This is a genomic window from Herbaspirillum sp. 1130 (assembly GCF_017833835.1).
GTDB lineage: Bacteria > Pseudomonadota > Gammaproteobacteria > Burkholderiales > Burkholderiaceae_D > Herbaspirillum > Herbaspirillum huttiense.
In genome coordinates, this window is record NZ_JAFICQ010000005.1 from 141,053 (window position 1) to 161,340 (window position 20,288).

The 20,288-nt window shown below is 65.3% G+C and carries 22 protein-coding genes; 14 read left to right on the forward strand and 8 right to left on the reverse strand.

What is annotated here, in order from left to right; genetic code table 11:
- Positions 1–251: 251 nt before the first annotated feature.
- Positions 252–947 (forward strand): CoA transferase subunit A, encoded by a 696-nt coding sequence (locus tag JOD78_RS22095; RefSeq protein ID WP_013236556.1) that lies wholly within the window; start codon positions 252–254, stop codon positions 945–947.
- Positions 948–960: 13 nt separating this feature from the next.
- Positions 961–1,611 carry a 3-oxoacid CoA-transferase subunit B gene (locus JOD78_RS22100; RefSeq protein WP_034340601.1) on the forward strand — a complete coding sequence of 217 codons (651 nt, stop codon included), beginning with the start codon at positions 961–963 and terminating at the stop codon, positions 1,609–1,611.
- A 100-nt stretch (positions 1,612–1,711) separates the two neighbouring features.
- On the opposite strand, the gene JOD78_RS22105 is transcribed toward JOD78_RS22100, so the two are convergent.
- Positions 1,712–3,226: a sensor domain-containing diguanylate cyclase gene (locus JOD78_RS22105; RefSeq protein ID WP_209569531.1), complete on the reverse strand. Its 1,515-nt coding sequence runs from the start codon at positions 3,224–3,226 to the stop codon at positions 1,712–1,714.
- A gap of 107 nt (positions 3,227–3,333) precedes the next feature.
- Here JOD78_RS22105 and JOD78_RS22110 point away from each other — a divergent pair, with 107 nt between their 5' ends.
- Positions 3,334–4,776, forward strand: a complete 1,443-nt coding sequence (locus tag JOD78_RS22110) for an ATP-binding protein (protein WP_348534278.1) — start codon at positions 3,334–3,336, stop codon at positions 4,774–4,776.
- A complete protein-coding gene (locus tag JOD78_RS22115) occupies positions 4,761–6,110 on the forward strand; it encodes a sigma-54 dependent transcriptional regulator (protein ID WP_209569529.1) in 1,350 nt (449 codons plus the stop codon). The genes JOD78_RS22110 and JOD78_RS22115 overlap by 16 nt, the downstream gene beginning before the upstream one ends.
- Here the strand turns inward: JOD78_RS22115 and JOD78_RS22120 are convergent.
- From JOD78_RS22120 to JOD78_RS22130, 3 genes are all read right to left on the reverse strand, one after another.
- The gene (locus JOD78_RS22120) at positions 6,107–7,324 is read right to left on the reverse strand and encodes an MFS transporter (protein ID WP_209569527.1); all 1,218 of its coding nucleotides are present in this window, start codon (positions 7,322–7,324) and stop codon (positions 6,107–6,109) included. The two genes, JOD78_RS22115 and JOD78_RS22120, sit on opposite strands and share 4 nt — an antisense overlap.
- Before the next feature lie 58 nt (positions 7,325–7,382).
- Positions 7,383–8,141: an SDR family NAD(P)-dependent oxidoreductase gene (locus tag JOD78_RS22125; RefSeq protein WP_134134176.1), complete on the reverse strand. Its 759-nt coding sequence runs from the start codon at positions 8,139–8,141 to the stop codon at positions 7,383–7,385.
- 116 nt (positions 8,142–8,257) lie between these two features.
- A complete protein-coding gene (locus tag JOD78_RS22130) occupies positions 8,258–9,076 on the reverse strand; it encodes an SDR family oxidoreductase (RefSeq protein ID WP_209569526.1) in 819 nt (272 codons plus the stop codon).
- Between the two features lie 109 nt (positions 9,077–9,185).
- On the opposite strand from JOD78_RS22130, the gene JOD78_RS22135 reads away from it, so the two are divergent.
- Positions 9,186–10,127 (forward strand): GlxA family transcriptional regulator, encoded by a 942-nt coding sequence (locus JOD78_RS22135; protein WP_039783025.1) that lies wholly within the window; start codon positions 9,186–9,188, stop codon positions 10,125–10,127.
- 16 nt (positions 10,128–10,143) lie between these two features.
- On the opposite strand, the gene JOD78_RS22140 is transcribed toward JOD78_RS22135, so the two are convergent.
- Both JOD78_RS22140 and speG read right to left on the reverse strand, forming a co-directional pair.
- Positions 10,144–10,476 (reverse strand): SMR family transporter, encoded by a 333-nt coding sequence (locus JOD78_RS22140; protein ID WP_121041199.1) that lies wholly within the window; start codon positions 10,474–10,476, stop codon positions 10,144–10,146.
- Positions 10,477–10,544: 68 nt separating this feature from the next.
- Positions 10,545–11,135, reverse strand: coding sequence for a spermidine N1-acetyltransferase (gene speG, locus JOD78_RS22145; protein WP_204726792.1), 591 nt, complete (start codon positions 11,133–11,135; stop codon positions 10,545–10,547).
- A gap of 89 nt (positions 11,136–11,224) precedes the next feature.
- Between speG and JOD78_RS22150 the strand changes: the two genes are divergently transcribed.
- The 4 genes from JOD78_RS22150 (at position 11,225) to JOD78_RS22165 (ending at position 14,670) form a co-directional block, all read left to right on the forward strand.
- A complete protein-coding gene (locus JOD78_RS22150) occupies positions 11,225–12,124 on the forward strand; it encodes a LysR family transcriptional regulator (protein WP_121041195.1) in 900 nt (299 codons plus the stop codon).
- A 159-nt stretch (positions 12,125–12,283) separates the two neighbouring features.
- Positions 12,284–13,018, forward strand: a complete 735-nt coding sequence (locus JOD78_RS22155; protein WP_209569525.1) for a hypothetical protein — start codon at positions 12,284–12,286, stop codon at positions 13,016–13,018.
- A gap of 78 nt (positions 13,019–13,096) precedes the next feature.
- Positions 13,097–13,444, forward strand: a complete 348-nt coding sequence (locus tag JOD78_RS22160) for a DMT family protein (RefSeq protein ID WP_034335429.1) — start codon at positions 13,097–13,099, stop codon at positions 13,442–13,444.
- Positions 13,441–14,670 carry an MFS transporter gene (locus JOD78_RS22165; RefSeq protein WP_209569524.1) on the forward strand — a complete coding sequence of 410 codons (1,230 nt, stop codon included), beginning with the start codon at positions 13,441–13,443 and terminating at the stop codon, positions 14,668–14,670. The genes JOD78_RS22160 and JOD78_RS22165 overlap by 4 nt, the downstream gene beginning before the upstream one ends.
- Positions 14,671–14,675: 5 nt before the next feature.
- Here the strand turns inward: JOD78_RS22165 and JOD78_RS22170 are convergent, their stop codons facing one another.
- Positions 14,676–15,419 carry a helix-turn-helix transcriptional regulator gene (locus tag JOD78_RS22170; RefSeq protein WP_209569523.1) on the reverse strand — a complete coding sequence of 248 codons (744 nt, stop codon included), beginning with the start codon at positions 15,417–15,419 and terminating at the stop codon, positions 14,676–14,678.
- Positions 15,420–15,624: 205 nt separating this feature from the next.
- Between JOD78_RS22170 and JOD78_RS22175 the strand changes: the two genes are divergently transcribed.
- The 5 genes from JOD78_RS22175 to JOD78_RS22195 all read left to right on the forward strand — a co-directional run bounded on the left by JOD78_RS22175 (position 15,625) and on the right by JOD78_RS22195 (position 19,150).
- Positions 15,625–16,035: a hypothetical protein gene (locus tag JOD78_RS22175; protein WP_209569522.1), complete on the forward strand. Its 411-nt coding sequence runs from the start codon at positions 15,625–15,627 to the stop codon at positions 16,033–16,035.
- Positions 16,036–16,056: 21 nt separating this feature from the next.
- Positions 16,057–16,848, forward strand: coding sequence for a DUF2145 domain-containing protein (locus tag JOD78_RS22180; protein ID WP_134134171.1), 792 nt, complete (start codon positions 16,057–16,059; stop codon positions 16,846–16,848).
- Positions 16,849–16,879: 31 nt separating this feature from the next.
- Positions 16,880–17,257, forward strand: coding sequence for a cytochrome c family protein (locus JOD78_RS22185; protein ID WP_209569521.1), 378 nt, complete (start codon positions 16,880–16,882; stop codon positions 17,255–17,257).
- A gap of 64 nt (positions 17,258–17,321) precedes the next feature.
- On the forward strand, positions 17,322–18,251 hold the full coding sequence (locus JOD78_RS22190) for a hypothetical protein (RefSeq protein WP_209569520.1): 930 nt from the start codon (positions 17,322–17,324) through the stop codon (positions 18,249–18,251).
- Positions 18,248–19,150, forward strand: a complete 903-nt coding sequence (locus tag JOD78_RS22195; protein WP_209569518.1) for a hypothetical protein — start codon at positions 18,248–18,250, stop codon at positions 19,148–19,150. Before JOD78_RS22190 ends, JOD78_RS22195 begins: the two co-directional genes overlap by 4 nt.
- A 7-nt stretch (positions 19,151–19,157) precedes the next feature.
- On the opposite strand, the gene JOD78_RS22200 is transcribed toward JOD78_RS22195, so the two are convergent.
- Complete coding sequence (locus JOD78_RS22200; protein WP_209569632.1) at positions 19,158–20,036, reverse strand: oxygenase MpaB family protein; 879 nt, start codon at positions 20,034–20,036, stop codon at positions 19,158–19,160.
- Positions 20,037–20,288: the final 252 nt, after the last annotated feature.

Consider the following 20,288-nt stretch of genomic DNA (forward strand, 5'->3'; position numbering starts at 1 on the left):
GCTGGTCCCTCGCAACTGGCGGGACCGTCTGTCTGACGGTACCATGCTGCATTGCGCCAGGTATTTTTACCGTATTGTATGGCCTATTTCAGCTGCCCTATGATAATTGGCGCTATTTGGAGCCGAACGGGGCCCGGCGACGTCTGCGGACGTTGCGCAAGAGAAGCCCCTGCGCCCATCCCTGTTGAAGCCGGCATGTCCGCCGGCCCGCTTGCAACCCTGCTCGCAAGACAAGAGCCGAAAGGAGACTCGTGAACAAAGTGTATCCAGACGCGGCCACCGCGTTGAAAGACATCGTCAAGGACGGTCAGACCATTGCGGTCGGCGGCTTTGGCCTGTGTGGCATCCCCGAGGCGTTGATCGCCGCCCTGCGTGATTCGGGCGTGCAGAACCTGACCGCCATTTCCAACAACGCCGGCGTCGATGGTTTCGGCCTGGGTCAGTTGCTGACCACCCGCCAGATCAAGAAAATGATCGCTTCCTACGTGGGCGAGAACAAGGAGTTCGAGCGCCAGTACCTGGCCGGCGAACTGGAACTGGAGTTCACCCCGCAAGGGACCCTGGCCGAAAAGCTGCGCGCCGGTGGCGCCGGCATCCCCGCGTTCTTCACCAAGACCGGTGTGGGCACGCTGGTGGCCGAAGGCAAGGAAGTGCGCGAGTTCGACGGCGAGCGCTACGTGATGGAGCGCTCGCTGGTGGCCGACGTGTCGCTGGTGAAGGCGCACAAGGCCGACAAGGCCGGCAACCTGGTCTTCAACAAGACCGCGCGCAACTTCAACCCCAACGTCGCCATGGCCGGCAAGGTCACCGTGGTGGAAGTGGAAGAACTGGTGGAAGTGGGCCAGCTCGATCCGGACCAGATCCACACCCCCGGCATCTTCGTGCATCGCATCGTGGTCAATGCCACGCCCGAGAAGCGCATCGAACAACGCACCGTGCGCGCATAAGGAGACACACAAAATGGCATGGACCAGAGATGAAATGGCTGCGCGCGCAGCCAAGGAACTGCAGGACGGCTTCTACGTGAACCTGGGTATCGGCTTGCCGACCCTGGTAGCCAACCACGTTCCGAACGATATCGAAGTGTGGCTGCAATCCGAGAACGGCTTGCTGGGCATCGGCCCCTTCCCCACCGAAGACCAGGTCGACCCTGACCTGATCAACGCCGGCAAGCAGACCGTGACGACCATTCCCGGTTCGTCCTTCTTCAGCTCGGCGGACTCCTTCGGCATGATTCGCGGCGGCAAGATCAACATCGCCATCCTGGGGGCGATGCAGGTCTCGGCCAAGGGCGACCTGGCCAACTGGATGATTCCCGGCAAGATGGTCAAGGGCATGGGCGGCGCGATGGACCTGGTGGCCGGCGTGGGCCGCGTGGTGGTGCTGATGGAGCACGTGGCCAAGGCCAAGGATGGCAGCACCTCGAAGAAGATCCTGAACGACTGCAACCTGCCGCTGACCGGCGTGGGCGTGGTCAACCGCATCATCACCGACCTGGGCGTGATCGACGTGACCCCGGGCGGCCTGAAGCTGATCGAACTGGCTTCCGGCGTGACCAAGGAAGAAGTGATCGAGAAGACCGAAGCGCCGCTGGATGTGAGCGAGGTCTGATCGTTTGAAAGACCGGAGGCGGCAGTCACTGCCGCGTCGGATGAACGAAGGGCACCATGGAAGTGGTGCCCTTTTTGGTTTGAGCCGGGTCCGGCTTGCCTCACTCCACCCCGCTGACCCTCACCGCATTTCTCCCATCCCGCTTGGCCCGGTACAGGGCGGCATCGGCGGCATTGAGCACGTCCTCCACGCGGCGGTGGTGGCCGCGCTGCAAGGTGGCCACGCCCACGCTGATGGTGACCACGCGCAGGGGACTGGTGGCATGCACGATCAGCCGGCTGTAGACCGCATCGCACAGGCGCTGGGCCATCAGGAGCGCGCCCTGTTCCTCGGTCAGCTCCAGCAGCACCACGAATTCCTCGCCGCCGTAACGGCCGGCGCAGTCAGTATTGCGCGGCAGGTTTTCGTTGATGGCCTGCGCCACTTCGCGCAGCACCTCATCGCCCAGCTTGTGGCCATAGCTGTCGTTGTAGAGCTTGAAGTAGTCCACATCGATGAACAGCACCGAGAAGGTGGAATTGAGATTGCGCCGGCAGCGCTCCCAGGTGGCCTGCAAGGCGTCGTCCAGTGCGCGCCGGTTGAGCAGGCCGGTCAGGCCGTCGGTGAGGGCCAGTTCTTCCAGCCGCCGTTCGATGCTCACGCGGCGGCGCAACTCGTGGCGTACGTGCGAAAGCAGATAGGCCAGCAGCAGCGTGAAGATGAACAGCGAGAGGATCACCGCATAGAGCGTCTTGCGCCAGCTCTTGAAAATCGCCTCCTGCGAATAGCCGACAAAGACGATCAGCGGCGAGTCGGGAATGCGCCGGAAGGTATAGAGCCGCTCCACGCCATCACTGTTGGCGCGCGCGAAGAAACTGCCTTCCTCATGCTGGAGAGAACTCTTGATGCGCTGAAAATTGGCACTGCCACTGAGATCGCGGCCGATGATGTCGTCCCGGTACGGCACCCGCATGTAGGCCACACCATCATCCGAATACAGCGAGATGACGCCATCGGCACCCAGCGACAGCCCCTCGAACAGATCGCGGAAATAGGCCAGGTCCAGCGCCATCACGACGACACCGCCAAAGCTGCCATCGTCATTGAACAGCCGCTTGGACAGCACCACCACCTGCAGCTCATTGCCCAGGCTGGCCTGGATAGGCCGCGAGACGTACAGGCCGACATTGTCCGCATCGCGGTGCGCGGTGAAATAGGCACGGTCGCCATAGTTGGGAGCGGGTTCGCCCGGGCGGCGGCGAGAACTGGCCAGCACCTCGCCTCTGGGGCCGATCACGGCCATCACTGCGATATGGCTGACGCTGGCGGCGCTGCCGAACAGATAGGCATAGCGCTGCGCCTCTTCCAGCCGGCGTGCGCCCAGCGGATGCTGGTAGCGGTAGGCCAGCGTATCCAGCGACAGCGACAGCACCTCCAGGTTGCGCGAAATGGCGCGCTGGGAGATCAGCGTCACGTTGCCGGCGTTGGCCACCGCCGAAAGACGAGTCTGGCGATAGCTCTGATAAAGCGTACTGGCGCACATGGCCACCACCATCAGCATGGCGATACCCAATACGACGACCAGGTATTTCTTCAACTGCTTGATTTTTGTTCCCCCACGAATCCCCAGGCGCAATTAACGCATAAAGCAAAAAGCGCTTCCATCTTGATCGCCGGCAACGTGATTGTCTTGCAACAAAAGATGAACCGCCGCGCAGCCCTGCCGGTCTGATCGCAGAATGCGTGGCCCGCTTCGTGTTCAAATGCGAGCGTCGTCAACCGAATCTGTGCCGCACCGGAGGCTCCCTGAACATCAAGAACACCATCAAGCGCGACCTCGTCATCCTGTGGGCCTTCATCGCCCTGATCGCTCTCATTCTCGCCTTCCTGCTGCTGCAGCTGAGCCGCCAGGGCGCGTCTTCGCAGATCAGCCAGGCCACCGGCCAGGCCGCCGTCAGCTGCGCCTCCATGAGCGCGGGCCTGGCCCATGCGCTCTCTTCCGGCAGCGGCGCGTCCCGCACTGCGGCCGATGGCGATGGCCTGCCCGGCAGCTCCATCATGCAGGCGGTGATCGACTTGTCCCTGCGCGATCAGGCCGGGGTGGAGGGCGGTTTCTGGCATCCCCAGCGCGACGTCGTGGCCTATGCCTTCCCGACCTATGACGGTAGCGGAATCAAACGTGATCCGCCGGGAGCGGAAATGGAACGCATCGTCTCGACTGCGCAGCGCGCCCTCGATGGCGGCACGACCGTCACCGACGTGCGGCCCGGCTTGCGCGAGGCGGTGGTGTTCGCCGCCTGCCCGGTGCCGCTGGGCAAGGTGGCGCTGGCGGCGTGGAGCCTCAAGCGCGTGCCGGTGATGAGCGCCAGCGTGCTCAATCAGTTGCTGGTGGCCAGCGCCTTGCTGCTGGCCTTCGTCATCATCAGCGGGGTGTGGCTGGGGGCCACGCTCACGCGCTGGCGCAGCCAGTCCGAACGCCTGGCCAGCCAGCTGGCCCACGCCGAACGGCTGGCCACGCTGGGCCGGGTGGCGGCCGGCATGGCCCATGAAATCCGCAATCCCATCGGGGCCATGCGCATGAAAGCCGAGAATGCCCTGGCCGCCCCCGCGCAGGTGCGCGAGACGCGCGTGACCGGCGCGCTGGAAATGGTGGTCAGCCAGACCGAGCGGCTCGATACGCTGGTGGCCAGCCTGCTGGCACTGGCGCAACCGTTCCAGGTGCAGCGCCAGGCCGTCGATCTGGCCAGCTGGATCGAGGCCCGCTGCCAGGCCCATGCCGAACTGGCCGAGCGCCAGCAGGTGCGCTTGGCCTCGGCCATCGATGCCGCCAGCTTTGGCGGCAGTCTTGCCACCAGCGCACTGGACCCGGTGCAGATGGCGCGCGCGGTGGACAACCTGCTGCTCAACGCCCTGGCGCATTGCACCGCAGGCGGCCACATCGCATTGGGTGCGCGCTTGCGCGAGGACGGGCGGCTGCTGCTGTGGGTGGCCGATGATGGTCCGGGCGTGCCGGCGGAATTGCGTGATAGTCTGTTCGACCCCTTCGTCAGCCAGCGTACTGGCGGCACCGGCCTGGGCCTGGTGCTGGTGCGCGAGATCGTGCATGCGCATGGCGGCGTCATCCACCTGGCCGCGAGCGAACGCGGTGCCCGTTTTGAAATGGAGTTGCCATGGCGCGCATCCTGATCGTCGATGACGATGCTGCCTTTCGCGGCAGCCTGGCCGAGACCGTCGGCGACCTCGGCCACGAAGTCCTTGAAGCCGGCAGTACGGCTGCCGGCCTGACCCTGCTGGCCGCGCATGCGGTCGATGCCGCCATCGTCGATCTGCGCATGCCCGAGGAAGACGGCCTGGTCTTCCTGCAGCGCGCCCCGGCCATCGCCGCCATCCCCTGCATCATGCTGACCGCCTACGCCAGCGGCGACAACACCATCGAAGCCATCCGCCTGGGGGCCTTCGATCACCTGACCAAGCCGGTGCCGCGCGCGGCTCTGGTGGAAACGCTGGAGCGCGCACTGCGCCAGAGCCCGGCCGCAACCGAAGACGCCAGCGTCACGCAGAGCGCAACCGGTGACGAGCGCAATGCCCTGGTCGGCGACAGCGAAGCCATGCGCCAGGTCTTCAAGCAGATCGGGCGCGCTGCCACCAGCGACGCCACCGTGCTGATCCTGGGCGAGACCGGCACCGGCAAGGAGCTGGTGGCGCGTGCCCTGCATCGCAATGGCTTGCGTGCCGCACGTCCCTTCGTGGCCATCAATTGCGCGGCCATTCCGGCGGAGCTGATCGAGAGCGAACTGTTCGGCCACGTCAAGGGCGCGTTCAGCGGGGCCACCGCCGCGCGTCTGGGACGTTTCCAGGAGGCCCATGGCGGGACCCTGTTCCTGGATGAGATCGGCGACATGGCCCTGCCGACCCAGGCCAAGATCCTGCGTGTCCTGCAGGAACGCGAACTGACGCCGGTCGGCGGCCAGCAGGCGGTCAAGGTGGACGTGCGGGTGATCGCCGCCACGCACCGCGACCTGCCGCAGGAAATCAGCGAGGGACGTTTCCGCGAAGATCTCTGGTATCGCCTGCAGGTCTTGCCGATCAAGGTGCCGCCGCTGCGCGAGCGTCCCGGCGATATCCTCGCCATTGCCGAACACTTCCTGCGCCAGCAGGGCGGCGATGCCCCCAAGCGCATCAGTCCTGCCGCCGCGCGTCACCTGTTGCAGCACGCCTGGCCGGGCAATGTGCGCGAGTTGCGCAATACCATGGAACGCGCGGCGGTGATGAGCCATGGTGCCTGCATCGAACCGGAAGACATCGCCCTGGCCGACCGCAGCGTCACGGAAAATGCCAGCGACGTCGCCATCGATTGGGACGGCGAGCTGGCCGTGGCCATAGCGCAGGTCGAACGCGTGATGCTGCAGCGCGCGCTGGCAGCGGCCAACGGCAATCGTGCCGAAGCCGCCCGCCGGCTGGGCATTTCGCGGCAGCAGTTGTATCGCAAGCTGGAAGAGCAGGGCGGCGCAGTCGCTTAGGTCCGGTGCAGGCGCTGCTCCAGCAGCAGGCCCGCCAGTGCGCAGGTGCCGGCGAACAGGCCGATGCCAGCCATCCATCCCTGTGCCAGAATGCCCGCGCCCGCCGCGCTGCCCAATGAAAAGCCGAGATACATGGTCGAGGTGTTGAGCGACAAGGCCACCGGTGCCTGCGCCGCTGCGCCTGAGGCGATGAGCCGTGCCATCTGCGCCGGGAAGAAGGCCCATACCGCAAAGCCCCAAACCACCACCGCTACCAGCACCGGGATCAGTGCCGCCCGGGGCGACAGCAGCGTGGCCGCACTCAAGCTCCAGAAGGCCAGCATCAGCAGCAGCAGCGACAGCCTGACCACGCGCGGCGAGCCGAAGCGATCATTGAGATGGCCGCCCACGGTCACGCCTGCGGCGGCCGCAGCGCCCCACAGGCTGACCGTCAGGCCGATGCCGCGATCAGCGAAGGACAGGGTGTGCGCCAGATACGGTGCCACATAGGGATAGGCCGCATACGCGCCGACCGACCAGAACAGCGTCACCCCGAGCAGACGCCGGATCAGCGGCTGCCCGACCACGGCCAGCCGCTCGCGCAGCCCGGCCACCCGCATCTGCCCGCCGGCATCGCGCCCGACCCCCAGCCAAATGCCGGCCACCGCCACCTCGCCCATCACGGCCACGGCCCCGAACGTGGCGCGCCAGCCAAAGGCATGTCCGACTACCGACCCCAGTGGCAGTCCCAGCGCGATGGCAATGGTCATGCCGCCGCTGACGATGGCCAGCGCCCGTCCGCGCTGTTCGGGTTTGACGATGGCCCCGGCCAGGGCACTGGCATTGGGTGTGTAGAGCCCGGCGGCCACGGCCATCAGCAGGCGCGATGCCAGCAGACCGCCAAAGCCGCTGGAGAAGGCCGCCACCAGATTGGCCGCCGTGAAGACGCCCATTGCACCCATCAGCACGCGGCGGCGGTTGATGTGCGCCGACAGGACGGTGGCGATGGGTGAACTGATCGCCAGCACCAGCGTGAAGACGATCACCAGGCTGGCCACGGTCGACACGCTCATGCCGAAATCGGCCGCCATGCGCGGCAGCAGGGGCGCGATCATGAAGCCTTCGGTGCCGATGGCGAAGGTGCCCAGGGCCAGGAAGCCCGCCGTGAGCAGCGAGCCCGACGGCGAAGGCGATGCAGAGGGAGCCGGCGCAGGCTCCAGGGGAGTGGATGTCATGCTGTCCTCGACGATGGCTACGGTGCGGTGCGCTGCATGACAGCGCACCGCAAGACGATCAGACCGGAATCGGATTGGCGATCAGCGCCGCATTGAAGCCGTTGACCAGCGCGTGTTCATTGGCACCGGGGTTGTCACGCAGCGGCTTGACGGACTCGACGATGATCTCTTCCTCATCGCCGGCCAGCTTGGCCATGGTTTCGGCGATGAAGGCTTCCAGCGGCATGGCGCGCGGGTCGCCGCTCTTCTTGACCAGGTCGGTATCGACCCAGGGCGGGGCGATCTCCTGCACCCGCACCGAGGTGTCGCGCAGCATGAAGCGCTGCGACATCGCATACGAATGCAGCGCCGCCTTGCTGGCCGAATAGACGGCGGTCACCGCCAGCGGTACATAGGCCAGCACCGAGGTGTTGTGGATGATGGTGGCGCGCGGCTGGGCCTTGAGCAGGTCGATCAGGGCCGACGTCAGGCGGATCGGGCCGAGCAGGTTGGTGTCGAGGATGCTGCGGCTGACCTGGTCGTCGATGGTGCCGCCGGCGTCGTCGAAGGGCATGATGCCGGCATTGTTGATCAGCACGTTCAGCGTGGGGAAGCGCGCCTTGAGCGTGGCGGCGGCGGACTCGATGCTGGCCAGGCTGGAGACGTCGAACTCGATGGCCTGCATGCCGGGATTGGCGGCGGTCACTTCATCGAGCAGGGCCTTGCGGCGGCCGCCGATGATGACCTGGTTGCCCAGCCGGTGGAAGGCTTCGGCCAGTGCGCGGCCAATGCCGGAGGTGCCACCGGTGATGAAGAGGGTGTTGTCGGTGAGTTTCATGATTTTCCTTCACTAGGTCAGTAGAGTGAGGCCGCCCACACCTGCCCGCAGGGGGCCGTGGCGGCAAGCTTCATATCAGGGCGAAAAAGGCAGGAACCGGGGGCCTTGGGGGCTGCTCAGTGGAGATCGCTACCGGCATAGCGTGGTGCCGGGGTATTGGCAGAGAGCTGGGTTGCCATCTGCTGGCGTGCGCTGTCGAAACGGGTCCAGGCCGTTTCGTCATGCAGCGAGGGGATGGTGACCAGCTCGCCGCGCTGGAAGCCGACCAGCGCCGCATCCACCATCTGCTCGGCCGACATCACGATGGCCGGGTCCAGGTGTTCCACCGGCAGGCCGCCGATGGCCCAGAACTCGGTGGCGGTGGCACCCGGCAGCACGGCCTGGACCTGCACGCCCTGGGTAGCCAGTTCATGATGCAGTGATTGCGAGAAGGCCAGCACGAAGGCCTTGCTGCCGCAATAGACGCCATTGAGCACTTCCGGCGCCACGGCCACGATGGAGGAGATGTTGATCACCGCGCCCCGGCCACGGGCCACGAAACCGGGCACGGCGGCATAGGTCAGGCGGGTCGGTGCGGTGACGTTGAGCGCGATCATGTCGGTCATGTGCTCGACCTTGCTTTGCAGCAGCGGCGTGTGGGTACCGATGCCGGCGTTGTTGACCAGCAGGGTGATGCTGGCATCGCTGCGCAGCTTTTCTTCCACCTGGGCCAGCGATGCAGCCTGGCCAAGATCGGCTTCCAGCACTTCGACGTTACGGGCGGTTTCGGTGGTGATGCGCGCGGCCAGGGTATTGAGGCGGTCGCGGTTGCGGGCCACCAGGATCAGGTCGTAGCCCAGGCGGGCCAGACGGTCGGCGTAGATGGCACCGATGCCGGATGAGGCACCGGTGACGAGGGCGGTACCACGACGGACTTGGGTGTGCGGCTGGTTCATGCTGTTCTCCTTCGGTGTGGGTTGTCGATGGAGTGCATCTTAGGCCGCTTGCGGACTTCCTGAATGACGTATATGGTAGTGTTTTGAGACATCATCACGGAGTCCGGACATGCACCACATCGGCTACCTGCTCACCGAAGGTTTCCAGGTCATGGGCCTGGCCACCCAGTCGGTCTTTGAATATGCCAACAAGGTCGTGGGCCACGACTTCTACCGCATGCACAACTATTCGGTCGCGGGTGGCGAGATCACGTCGTCCCTGGGCATGCGCGTGAGCACCACCAGGGCGGCTGCCACGGCCACCATCGATACCTGGGTGGTGTGCGGGGTGGGCAATCCGCTTGAGTCGCCGGCGAGCCAGGAGGAGCGCGCCTTCCTGCAACGGGCGGCAAAGAAGGCCAGGCGCATCGCCGGCATCTGTACCGGCGGTTTCGTACTGGCCGAGTCGGGGCTGCTGGCACGCCGCCGCGCCACCACGCACTGGGCGTTTGCTGCGGCGATGCGTGCGCGCTTTCCCGACATCCAGATCGAAGACGATCGCATCTACATCGTCGATGGCCCGCTGTGGACCTCGGCCGGCATGACTGCCGGGCTGGACCTGGCGCTGGCCATGGTCGGCAAGGACCTGGGCGAGGAAGTGGCGCGCAGCGTGGCGCACAAGCTGGTAATGCACCAGCATCGCGCCGGTGGCCAGTCGCAGCATTCGGAAATGCTGGCGCTGGCCCCCAAGACGGATCGCATCCAGGATGCGCTGAACTATGCGCGCCGCCATCTCAAGCGCGCGCTGACGGTGGAGGAACTGGCCGAGCAGGCCAACCTGAGTGCGCGCCAGTTCACCCGCGTGTTCACGGCCGAGACCGGGCAATCCCCGGCCAAGGCCATCGAGGGCCTGCGGCTGGAAGCGGCGCGGCTGATGATCGAGCAAAGCCGCCATCCGCTGGAGGTGGTGGCGCGCGAGACCGGTTTCCGGGATCGCCGCCACATGCGCGAAGTCTTCCTGCGTGGCTTTGGGGTGGCACCGCAATCGATGCGGCGCGAAGTGCGCGCTTGATATGTGCTGAGGTGCGCTAGTGCGCCGCGCTGGACGAGAACAGGTTGATCACCATCACGCCGGCGACGATGAGCGCGATGCCGGCCACGGCCGGCCAGTCCAGCCGCTGCTGATGGATCAGCCAGGCGGCCAGCGTGATGAGCACCAGCCCCACGCCCGACCAGATGGCATAGGCCACGCTGGTCGGCATGGTGCGCAGGGTCAGCGACAGGCAATAGAAGGACACCCCATAGCCCAGCACCACGATGATGCCCGGCAACAGTCGTGTGAATCCCTGTGAGGATTTGAGGGCGGTGGTGGCAATCACCTCGGCCACGATGGCCACCGCCAGGGTCAGGTAAGCGGACATGCTGGATTCTCCTGTGGATAAATCAATTCGACGCAATCAGAGCGTTCAGTGCGTTCCGTGAGCGCGGTTCAATGCACCGCCGTCTCCACGGTGGCGGGTGCGGCGTGTTCCTGCGCCGGTTCGGCCTGCATGCGGGCCAGGTGATCGCGCTGGAAGATGCCCATGCGGATCACGTCGCGGTACTGGCCGTTCATGAAGAATTCCTCCTTCAGCACACCCTCCTGCCGGAAGCCGGCCTTGGCGTAGACATGCACGGCCTTCTCGTTTTCGCGGTCGACGATGAGGTAGATCTTGTGCAGGTTCAGCACTGAAAAGCCATAGTCCAGCGCGAGCCGCGTGGCTTGCACCGCCAGCCCGCGCCCCTGGGAGGCGGGCGCGATGATGATCTGGAATTCGGCACTGCGGTGGACGGTGTTGATTTCCACCAGTTCCACCAGGCCGCTGCTGTCGCCATCGGCATCGACGATGAAGCGGCGCTCGTTCTGCTCGTGGATGTGCGCCTCGAACAGGGCCGAGAGTTCGGCGAAGGTTTCATAAGGTTCTTCGAACCAGTAGCGCATCACCGTCGCATTGTTGTTCAGGTGATGGACGAAGCGCAGGTCTTCGCGCTCCAGCGGACGCAGGCGCACGGTCCGGGTGAGGTCATGTGATTTCTGCATGGAATCTCCTTGTGGGAAAACCAGTATGATCCACCGTCAGGGCAGATCGACAAAGATAATATCTATCGATAATTCAGATGGAGTGCCACATGCAATGGAATCTCGATCAACTGCGCCAGTTCGTCGCTGCAGCCGAACAGGGCTCCATCAGCGCCGCCGCACGCCACCTGGGCCGGGCCCAATCAGCCGTCAGTACGGCCATCGCGCTGCTGGAAGTCGATCTCGGCGTCACGCTCTTTGACCGTTCGGCCCACAAGGCCGGCCTCACCGAGGTCGGCGCGGCCATGCTGCAGGAAGCGCGCGAGGTGCTGCGCCAGGCCGATGCGCTGGACGAACGGGCCCGGTCCTTTTCGCTGGGCGATGAAGCCAGCCTGACCATGGTGCTGGACGAGGCCTTGCCCTATGCCGCCCTGCGCGTGCTGCTGCGGGAATTGTCGGCGCGCGCGCCGGCGCTGGAACTGACCTTGCTCGATGGCACCCCGGCCGAAGTGGTGGCAGCCGTGCAGCAGCGCCGCGCCGACATCGGCTTTCACTTCGACCGGGGACGCGTGGCCAGCGGCTTCGACCAGCGCCACATCGGCTCGGTGGCGCAAGGCATCTTCGTCTCGCCGCGCCATCCGCTGGCCGCACGCGAACGCCTGCGCAAGACCGACCTGGCGCAATACCGGCAACTGATCCTGCAGGCCGATGGCGTCGAAGAACCGGTCTATAGCCCCAAGCTGTGGCGCTCCGACAATCACTACAGCATCGCCGAGATGGTGGCCGACAACCTGGGCTGGGCCATCCTGCCGGTCAACGTCGCCGAATATTTCGATCATGCCAAGGCACTGGTGCCGCTGCGCTGTCCGGCGCTGGCCCTGCCGCTGCTGTCGGTGCAGATGCTGTGGCTGCCGGGCCGCCCGCTGGGGAGTACCGCGCAATGGATAGGCGAGCGCTTCGGCCAGTTGTTGAGCAGCCAGGGACAGGCGGTGCTGGGCGAAGACATGTGATGGCGGCGCGGACAGTGTCCGGCAGCGGACGCCAAGGTGTCACGGGAACGGACACATGTGCCTGAGGGGAAGTTCGCAAGTCATTGATTTAAAAGGGATTCGTGGCAGGCACGGGGTTTGCAAAAGAGGGTGTACCCCTCTCACCTCAAAGGAGTTGTCATGAACCGTTCCACCTTCCTCCCCCGTTCGCTGGCCGCGCTCTCGGCCCTGGCCCTGTTGGGTTCGATGATGGCGGCGCAAGCCCAGGCCTTGCCGCCTGCTCCGCCTTCGCCGGGTGCCGCGCCGGTCGCCGGCCCGATGGCACCTCCGGTCCCGCCCGCCACCTATGACGCCGCCATGACCGCCCAGGCTCCCATCACCGAAGGCCGCGTGAGCCGCTTCCTGATCAATCCCTACGGCGAAGTCGATGGCCTGATGGTGGGCGAGCGCACCGTGATCAAGTTCCCGCCGCACCTGTCGCAGACGCTGCAGAACGCGGTCAAGCCGGGCCAGTCGGTACGCATCTTCGGCCAGGCTGAAGCGGCCGGCGTGATCAAGGCCGATGCCATCGTCAATCTGGCCAACGGCCAGACCGTGATCGACCGCCCGCCCGCCTTCGATGCCAATCCGCCGCTGCCGCCGCACCTGCGCGCTGCGCAACTGCGCCAGCTCTCGGTGCGCGGCAAGATCGCCATGGTCCTGACCGGCCCGCGTGGCGAAGCCAATGGCGTCATCCTGGATGACGGCAGCATCGTGCGCTTCGCCCCCGACAGTCTGCGCACGCCGCTGGAACCTGGCGCGCCGTTTGCTGCCAATGGCTTGGGGACCCGCAACAGTTTCGGTACCGCCATCGAGGCCATTGATGTCGGGGCCAGCGCGGATTCCCTGCAACCGCTGTACAGCCGCGTCCGATAAGGGGTTGCGGCAGGGCAGGCCGGCGGTCTGCCCGATTCTCCGCGTGTCATTTCATCCACCTGATAAAGAATAAGAACCATGTCGCCAAAAATCCTTCCCATTGTTTTCCTGATCATCTCCAACGTCTTCATGACCTTCGCCTGGTACGGCCACCTCAAGTTCGAGAACCGGCCGCTGTACCTGGTGATTCTGGTCAGCTGGGGCATCGCCCTGGCCGAATACTGTTTCGCGGTGCCTGCCAACCGCATCGGCCACTCGGTCTACAACGCCGCCGAACTGAAGACCATGCAGGAGGTCATCACGCTGGTGGTGTTCTCGATCTTCTCGGTGCTGTACCTGGGTGAGCAGTTCACCATCAATCACCTGGTCGGCTTCGGCTGCATCTGCCTGGGTGCCTTCTTCATCTTCAAGGGGCCCATCGGATGAACACCAAAGCGGGCTCGATCGCCTGGCTCTCCAGGCTGAACTTCTTCCTGGCCGATGTGCGCGACGGGCTCGGTCCTTTCCTCGGTGTGTTCCTGATGGGTCACGGCTGGGCCGCGGACGACATCGGCTACGTCATGACGCTGGGCGGCATTGCCGGCATGCTGGCCACTACGCCCGCCGGGGCGCTGACCGATGCGGTACGCGCCAAGCGGCTGGTGGTCGGCATCGGCTCGGTGCTGGTGGTGGCGGGCTCGCTGTTGTTGCTGGTCTCGCCCAGCTTCACGATCACGGCGGTGTCGCAGGTCGGCACCGGCATCGTCGGCGCCATCATCGGACCGGCCATTGCCGGCCTGACGCTGGGCATCGTCGGCCAGCAGGGCCTGCCTTCGCAGCTCGGAAAGAATGAGGCCTGGAACCACGGCGGCAATGTCTTCTCGGCGGCGCTGGCCGGTGCACTCGGCTACTTCTGGGGCTTGCCGGCGGTGTTCGTGCTGATGGCGGTGATGGCGGTGGCGTCGCTGGTGTGCCTCTCGCGCATCCGTCCCGAGGACATCGACCATGATGTCGCCCGTGGTCTCGACCCCGAACGTGCCACCGACCAGCCGCAGGTGTCCACCTGGCGCGTGCTGGCCGGGTCGCGCCCGCTGATGCTGCTGGCGCTGGCGATGATGCTGTTCCACCTGGGCAATGCAGCCATGCTGCCCTTGCTGAGCCAGTCGGTGGTCTCGCGCGGCCATGCCGATCCGGCGCTCTATACGGCGCTGACCGTGATCGTGGCGCAACTGGTGATGATTCCCACGGCGCTCTTTGCGGGCCGCTTCGCCGACCGCAAGGGCTACTGGCTGCTCATTACCGTGGCGCTGCTGGCGTTGCCGTTGCGCGGCCTGGTGGCCGGGGTCTGGGATTCGGCCTGGGCGCTGTTGCCGGTGCAGATGCTCGATGGCGTCGGCGCGGGTCTGCTGGGCGTGGCCCTGCCGGGCTCGGTGGCGCGCATCCTGCAGGGTAGCGGCCACATCAACATCGGCCTGGGTGCGGTCACGACCATCCAGTCCATCGGTGCAGCCATGAGCCCGGCATTGGCCGGCGTGGTGGCCAAGCATTACGGTTATGGCGCGGCCTTTGCGGCCCTGACCGGGATCGCCTTGCTGGCACTGGTGGTGTGGGGTGTGCTGGCCGAGCGGCGCGATCATGCGCCGGGCGGCCGGCCGGTGGCGGTGGCGAAGTAATCGTCTTATTCGCCTTCCTCACGGCGCAGGTCGCGGAATTGCGCCGGTGTCCAGGGCCGCAGGGCCACGATCAGCGCCGTGCCATGACGCCGTTCCAGCGGTAGCGACAGATCCTGTTGATGCGCGCTGAGGAAGTCGGAGGACAGCCGGTTCATGGCGCGTTGCACGGTGGCATTGCTTTCCTCGGAGAGCGTGCCGCTGACCATGATCATCTTCTCGCCCGGCTTGTCGAAATGGGAGTTGAAGAAATCATTGCGCAACTGCGCGCGGAAATACTGCTGGATCGGCCCGCCCGGCAACCACGTGAAATCCGGCGCGACGCGCACGCGAATGCGGTTGTTGGGCAGCAGGTCGAGGATGCCCAGCTTGTCCAGCCGCGCCAGCAGGCGGATGCATTCGGCCTTGCTCATGGCGAAGCTGGCGAGGATGTCTTCCAGCGTCCACTGGTGCAGGGCATGCACGGCCACCAGCAGCAGCCTGGGATCGGCCACCAGTTTCTTTTCCTGTTCTTCCGTCAGGCGCGAGGGCACCGGCTGCTCGGCCACCACCATGCGCGCCAGGTCGCTGATCTGGATGCCCAGCAGCGTGCAGACCTGATCCAGCCGCTCCAATGTGAAGCTGCGCTCGGCGAAGATGCGTTTGACGCTGGCCTCGCTCAGGCCCAGTCCCTTGGCGAGCTGCGCATAGGTGATGCCGCGCGCCTTGAGCAGATTCTTCAATGCATTGACCAGCGATTCGGCCTGGGCCATGTCCTTCCTCCTTGTGATGCGCGCGGCGCGCGATGTTTGGCCGGTATTGTATTTCGATACCGGATGCGACAGGAACTGCGCTTTCTGATGAGGTGATCCACGTTCTGCAGGGGCATTGCTACAGTGCGTCCCGCTGACCCGCCAAGGCGGACCAGCAAGCCGTCATTCACACATCCCTCATCAGTCAAAGAACAAGGAGTCCATCATGAACAGCCCGCTGCTGCATCGCCTCACGCTTTCCTGCGTCTTGATCGCCGCCCTCCTGAGCGCCCCCGTACATGCCCAGTCGCGCAACAGCGATGCGTCCACCGTGTCGGTGGTGGTCTCGGTGATGCTGCCTGCCGCCTTCATTTCCGAAGGCGGACGCTACGTGGTCAAGGGCGTGGAAGCCTCCGCCGATGGTACGGTCTATGTGCTGGAAAAAGTGGGCGAGGGCATCCGTGGTTCGGTCACGGTCGGTGCCAATGTCAGCGGCGCGGCCTCGGTCGGCGTCGGTGAATCGGTCAGCTTCGTGACCTCTGCTTCCGGCACGCTGCTGGTGGCCTCCGGCAAGGTGCTGGCGATCATTCCCAATGCGCTGGGCCGGGCGCTGCTCAAGAGCGAGAAGCTGTCCTGACCGGCACAAGGGGAGATCGCCATGGCTTTGTTTCAACTTCGTATCAAATGCCTGCTTGCCGGTCTGGTCCTGGCCGTCGCAGCACCGCTGGCGGCGCACGCCGGGCAGTCCTGCGAACCGGCCATCCCAGATGCCACCGCCGTGCAAGCCCAGCTGGACATGGCCGTGCGCACCGTCGCGCGGCTCAATGCCAGCGGTGCAGACGTGGTCATCATCGGCCGTGTCGGGCAAGACCTGAGCAAGTACCGGCAACGCTATTCGCACCTGGCGTTTGCCTATCGCGATGGCCAGCAGTGGGTTGTGGTCCACAAGCTCAACGAATGCGGAACGGCCGTGAGCAATCTCTATGAACAGGGGCTGGGGCAGTTCTTCATGGATTCTCCCTTCCTGCTGGAGGCCTATGTGGCCGTGCCGCAGCCGGAGGTGCAACAGCGCCTGCGTGCGATCCTCGTGCGCCCGCAGGTCACGCGCCTGCATGAAGCGCAGTACAACATGCTGGCTTATCCCTGGGCGACGCGCTACCAGCAGTCCAACCAGTGGGTCAACGAAATGCTCGCCATGGCGCTGGAGCCGCAGATCACCACGCGCGAGCAGGCGCAGGCCTGGCTGAAGTTCAAGGGCTACGTGCCGGACACCCTGAACCTGGGACCGATGACGCGCCTGGGCGGACGCATGTTCAAGGCCAACATCGCTTTTGACGATCATCCCAACGCCTTGCGCTTCAGCGATAGAATCGAGACCACTACGGCGGATTCGCTGCTGGCTTTCCTGCAGAAAGCCGGTCTCGAAGCCAGCCATTTCGTGATCCAGTAATTCCTGATGCCGGCGTTGGCCGGAACGACCCATGCGCCCGAATCATTGCCTGGCATTCGCCCTTGTCATTGCTGTTGCTCCGTTGTCCGCACTGGGGGCGGGAGATGTCGCGGCGGGCCGCGCCGCCTTCGCCAAATGCGCCAGCTGTCATGCGGTAGGCCCCTCGGCGCGCGCCGGCTTCGGTCCGCAGCTGACCAACGTGATCGGGCGCAAGGCCGGTTCCACCACCGATTTCAAGTATTCTCCGGCGATGGCCTCGTCCGGCTTCATCTGGACCGAAGACAAATTGCGGGCCTTCCTCAAGGCGCCCAGCGATGTCGTCCCCGGCAACAAGATGCGCTTCTGGGGCATCGGCAGCGACAAGCAGATCGACGACATCCTGGCCTATCTGCGAACTTTCCAGCAATAAGCGCGGTCTAGGCGGCTGACGCATCAGCGTCTATCAGCCATAACGACAACAAGAGCGCCGCGCCATGTCCGAGCTGTTCGTCATCACCACCTATTTCAATCCGGTCGGCTATGCCAGCCGGCGGCGCAATTACGGACTGTTCATGCAGGGCATGCGGGAGGCCGGCGTCCCCTGCCTGACCGTGGAATGTGCCTTCGGCGATGCGCCCTTCGACCTGCCGCCCAGCCTGGACGTGATCCAGATCCGCTCCGAAACCCTGCTGTGGCAAAAGGAAAGACTGCTCAATCTCGGCGCTTCCTGGCTACCTGCAAGCTGCCGCTTCGTCGCCTGGATCGATTGCGACATCCTGTTCGACAATCCGCGCTGGCCGGCCGATCTGGTACAGGCACTGCAACGGCATCGGGTGGTGCAGGTGTTCGAGACCTGCACACGGCTGGATCGTCACGGTCAGCCCGGGGCCACGCCGGACCTCTGCCATTCCTTCGCCAGCGTGATGGCCAGGGATCCCGCCACGCTCAATGCCGGACGCTACGACCTGCACGGCCACACCGGTTATGGCTGGGCCATGCATCGCGACATCTTCGACCGCGTCGGCCTCTATGAATGTGCGATCTCCGGCAGCGCCGATCACTTCATGGCGCATGCCATCTTCAACGATTGCAACTTCTGCATCCGCAATGCGCTCAAGCATGAGCCGCGCCAGCTGTCGCATCTGCGCGCATGGAGCGCGCGTTTCCACGCAGAGGTGCGCGGCAGCCTGGGCGTGGTACCCGGCCACATCCGCCACCTGTGGCATGGCGATGCCGTCAATCGCCGCTACTTCCTGCGCATGCACGACATCACCGACCTCGGCTACGACCCCTGGAACGACCTCGCCATCCATCCCGGCCAGCCGCTGGAATGGGCCGCGACGATGGACAAGCCGGGCCTGCGCGATTATTTCGCGCGTTACTTTGCCAGCCGTCACGAAGACGGCGAGGAGCTGGCCGCATGAGCATCCCTCCCTTGACCGACGCCCAGCGTGCCGAATTGCGCGCAGCCCTGCCGCTTCTTGAACAGGCTGACAGCGCACTCAGTCCGCGTCTGAAGAAGATCCGGCGCGATATCGAGATCGCCGATCGCCAGCGCCGCCGCTATCGCATCCGGCTGGTGGAAAAACAATTGCTGCCCGCCATCTCGCGCTCCACGCTGGCGCGCCTGCAGCGGGAAGTGCCCGATTTCGTCGATGCACTCATCCTCGACAGCTTCGCCCGCCATCAGCGCCGCTGCATGTGGTTCGGCTGGATGGCGTGGCTGGCCGGTCCCGCCTATCGCGAGGCGCTGGCCCTGATGCGTGTGCGCCTGACCCGCCACATCGACCGCCAGCGCCATGGGCAGCTTGCCGCCTTGCGCGCCGAGCTGGATCGTCTGGATCAGGAGCGGCGCGCATTGCTGACCGCGTCCCGTGCGCTGGTGGCGCTGGTGCAGCTGATCCGGCAATCGCTGCACAGCGGCAGCGGCCTGGAGGAAGCGCGCTGGCTCCAGCTGCGCGCGTTGCTGGCACAACTGCCGGCGGTACAGCCGGTGACACGACGCCGCGCGCAGCGCCGCGATGACGAAGACAATGCCGCCCTGTTCAGCTTCACCACGTCCAGCCAGGGCGTGAGCCTGTTCCGCGACGTCAGTGAGCGCAATTCCGATCCGGATGCCTTCCAGGGCCAGTTCGATGGCGGCGGTGCCAGCGGAGATTGGGACAACGGCCGCGATGGCAGCGGCGACACCAGTGGCCCCGAAGGCCGCAGCGAAGCATCAGGCAGCCGCAGTCAGCGCGATGCCACCGATCTGGCACCGGTAGCAGCGGCGGCCGGTGCCGTGGCCATCGCCACCGATGACAGCCTGGGTCTGTTTTCCTGAGCGATCATCAAGGCTGTGGCGGCAAGCCCATGCGCCGGCGTGCCAGGTGGATGGAGCCATTGCGCATGGCCCAGCGGATCGGCTGCGCGGCCAGCAATACCGAGCGCCGCAGCAGTTCGCGCCGTAGCGGTCCGCGTGGCGTCACGCCCAGCATCTCCTGTGCCCACGGCGGCAGCAGGTCCACGCCACCGCGCATCATCAGCCGTGTCCAGGGTTGCGCTACCGCATTGGGAGCAGGCGCATTCAAGACCAGCTGCAAGGTGGCGCGGGTGCGATCGTCGCAACGCAATTGCGGGCGTATGCGCGCGATGTAATCGGCGATGGCCGCCCGTGAACGCGGCACCTCGCGTGCGCCAAGCGCTTCAGCCACGCAGGCGATTTCATCGAAATACTGATCCTGGCGCGCCGCCGGAAAATCCGGGCGGCGATAGCGCAGGTACCCTTGCAGGAAGCAATGCACCTCGGCCACGTGGACCCAGGTGAGCAGGTCCGGATCGCTGGCTGCATAAGGGCGGCCGTCGGGTGCCACGCCGGTGACGCCAAGATGAATCTGTTTGACGCGGGCAATCAGCCGCTCGGCGTCCGCCCGGCTGCCGAAGGTGGTACCGGCCACGAACTGGGCGGTGCGGCGCAGGCGGCCCAGCATGTCGGCCTGGAAGTTGGAGTGGTCCCAGACGCCTGCCAGCGGCAGGGGATGCAGCATCTGCAGCAGCAGTGCCGCGACGCCGCCGGTGAGCATGGCGGTGAAATCGCTGTGGACCTGCCACGCCGCCGAGTCCGGTCCGAACAGGCCGGGGTCGCCCGGGGGCTGCAGGAAATCGGCACTGCCGGGGCCACGGCTGATGGCGAGTACATTGGCTTCGATGCGCTGGCGCAGGAATTCCATGATGCAGAAAAAGCGGAAGGGAAAGGCAGTGTGCCATAGCGACATTATTCCTGCCGGGGCCGTCATGTGGACATTTTTCCGGTTCAGTTTGCAGCCCGCGAGAAGCGTTTCGCTGACATTTCTGTCAGAAAGCGATTTGTCGCAACGCCCTCTGCACGCGGCCTGCGAGGCCGTTACAATAGCCACGCCGTACGGTCCCAAAAGAACAACATCGGGGCCGCAGGACAGGGAGCAGAACGGCGCAATTCAGGG

Bases quoted from the DNA above. Each gene is read 5' to 3' on its own strand.
- JOD78_RS22115 (WP_209569529.1), top strand. From the start codon at position 4,761: ATGGCGCGCATCCTGATCGTCGATGACGATGCTGCCTTTCGCGGCAGC.
- JOD78_RS22120 (WP_209569527.1), bottom strand. From the start codon at position 7,324: ATGACATCCACTCCCCTGGAGCCTGCGCCGGCTCCCTCTGCATCGCCT.
- JOD78_RS22185 (WP_209569521.1), top strand. From the start codon at position 16,880: ATGCGCCCGAATCATTGCCTGGCATTCGCCCTTGTCATTGCTGTTGCT.
- JOD78_RS22140 (WP_121041199.1), bottom strand. From the start codon at position 10,476: ATGTCCGCTTACCTGACCCTGGCGGTGGCCATCGTGGCCGAGGTGATT.
- JOD78_RS22160 (WP_034335429.1), top strand. From the start codon at position 13,097: ATGTCGCCAAAAATCCTTCCCATTGTTTTCCTGATCATCTCCAACGTC.
- JOD78_RS22195 (WP_209569518.1), top strand. From the start codon at position 18,248: ATGAGCATCCCTCCCTTGACCGACGCCCAGCGTGCCGAATTGCGCGCA.
- JOD78_RS22135 (WP_039783025.1), top strand. From the start codon at position 9,186: ATGCACCACATCGGCTACCTGCTCACCGAAGGTTTCCAGGTCATGGGC.
- JOD78_RS22190 (WP_209569520.1), top strand. From the start codon at position 17,322: ATGTCCGAGCTGTTCGTCATCACCACCTATTTCAATCCGGTCGGCTAT.
- JOD78_RS22155 (WP_209569525.1), top strand. From the start codon at position 12,284: ATGAACCGTTCCACCTTCCTCCCCCGTTCGCTGGCCGCGCTCTCGGCC.
- JOD78_RS22180 (WP_134134171.1), top strand. From the start codon at position 16,057: ATGGCTTTGTTTCAACTTCGTATCAAATGCCTGCTTGCCGGTCTGGTC.
- JOD78_RS22125 (WP_134134176.1), bottom strand. From the start codon at position 8,141: ATGAAACTCACCGACAACACCCTCTTCATCACCGGTGGCACCTCCGGC.
- JOD78_RS22165 (WP_209569524.1), top strand. From the start codon at position 13,441: ATGAACACCAAAGCGGGCTCGATCGCCTGGCTCTCCAGGCTGAACTTC.
- speG (WP_204726792.1), bottom strand. From the start codon at position 11,135: ATGCAGAAATCACATGACCTCACCCGGACCGTGCGCCTGCGTCCGCTG.
- JOD78_RS22170 (WP_209569523.1), bottom strand. From the start codon at position 15,419: ATGGCCCAGGCCGAATCGCTGGTCAATGCATTGAAGAATCTGCTCAAG.
- JOD78_RS22130 (WP_209569526.1), bottom strand. From the start codon at position 9,076: ATGAACCAGCCGCACACCCAAGTCCGTCGTGGTACCGCCCTCGTCACC.
- JOD78_RS22150 (WP_121041195.1), top strand. From the start codon at position 11,225: ATGCAATGGAATCTCGATCAACTGCGCCAGTTCGTCGCTGCAGCCGAA.
- JOD78_RS22200 (WP_209569632.1), bottom strand. From the start codon at position 20,036: ATGGAATTCCTGCGCCAGCGCATCGAAGCCAATGTACTCGCCATCAGC.
- JOD78_RS22100 (WP_034340601.1), top strand. From the start codon at position 961: ATGGCATGGACCAGAGATGAAATGGCTGCGCGCGCAGCCAAGGAACTG.
- JOD78_RS22175 (WP_209569522.1), top strand. From the start codon at position 15,625: ATGAACAGCCCGCTGCTGCATCGCCTCACGCTTTCCTGCGTCTTGATC.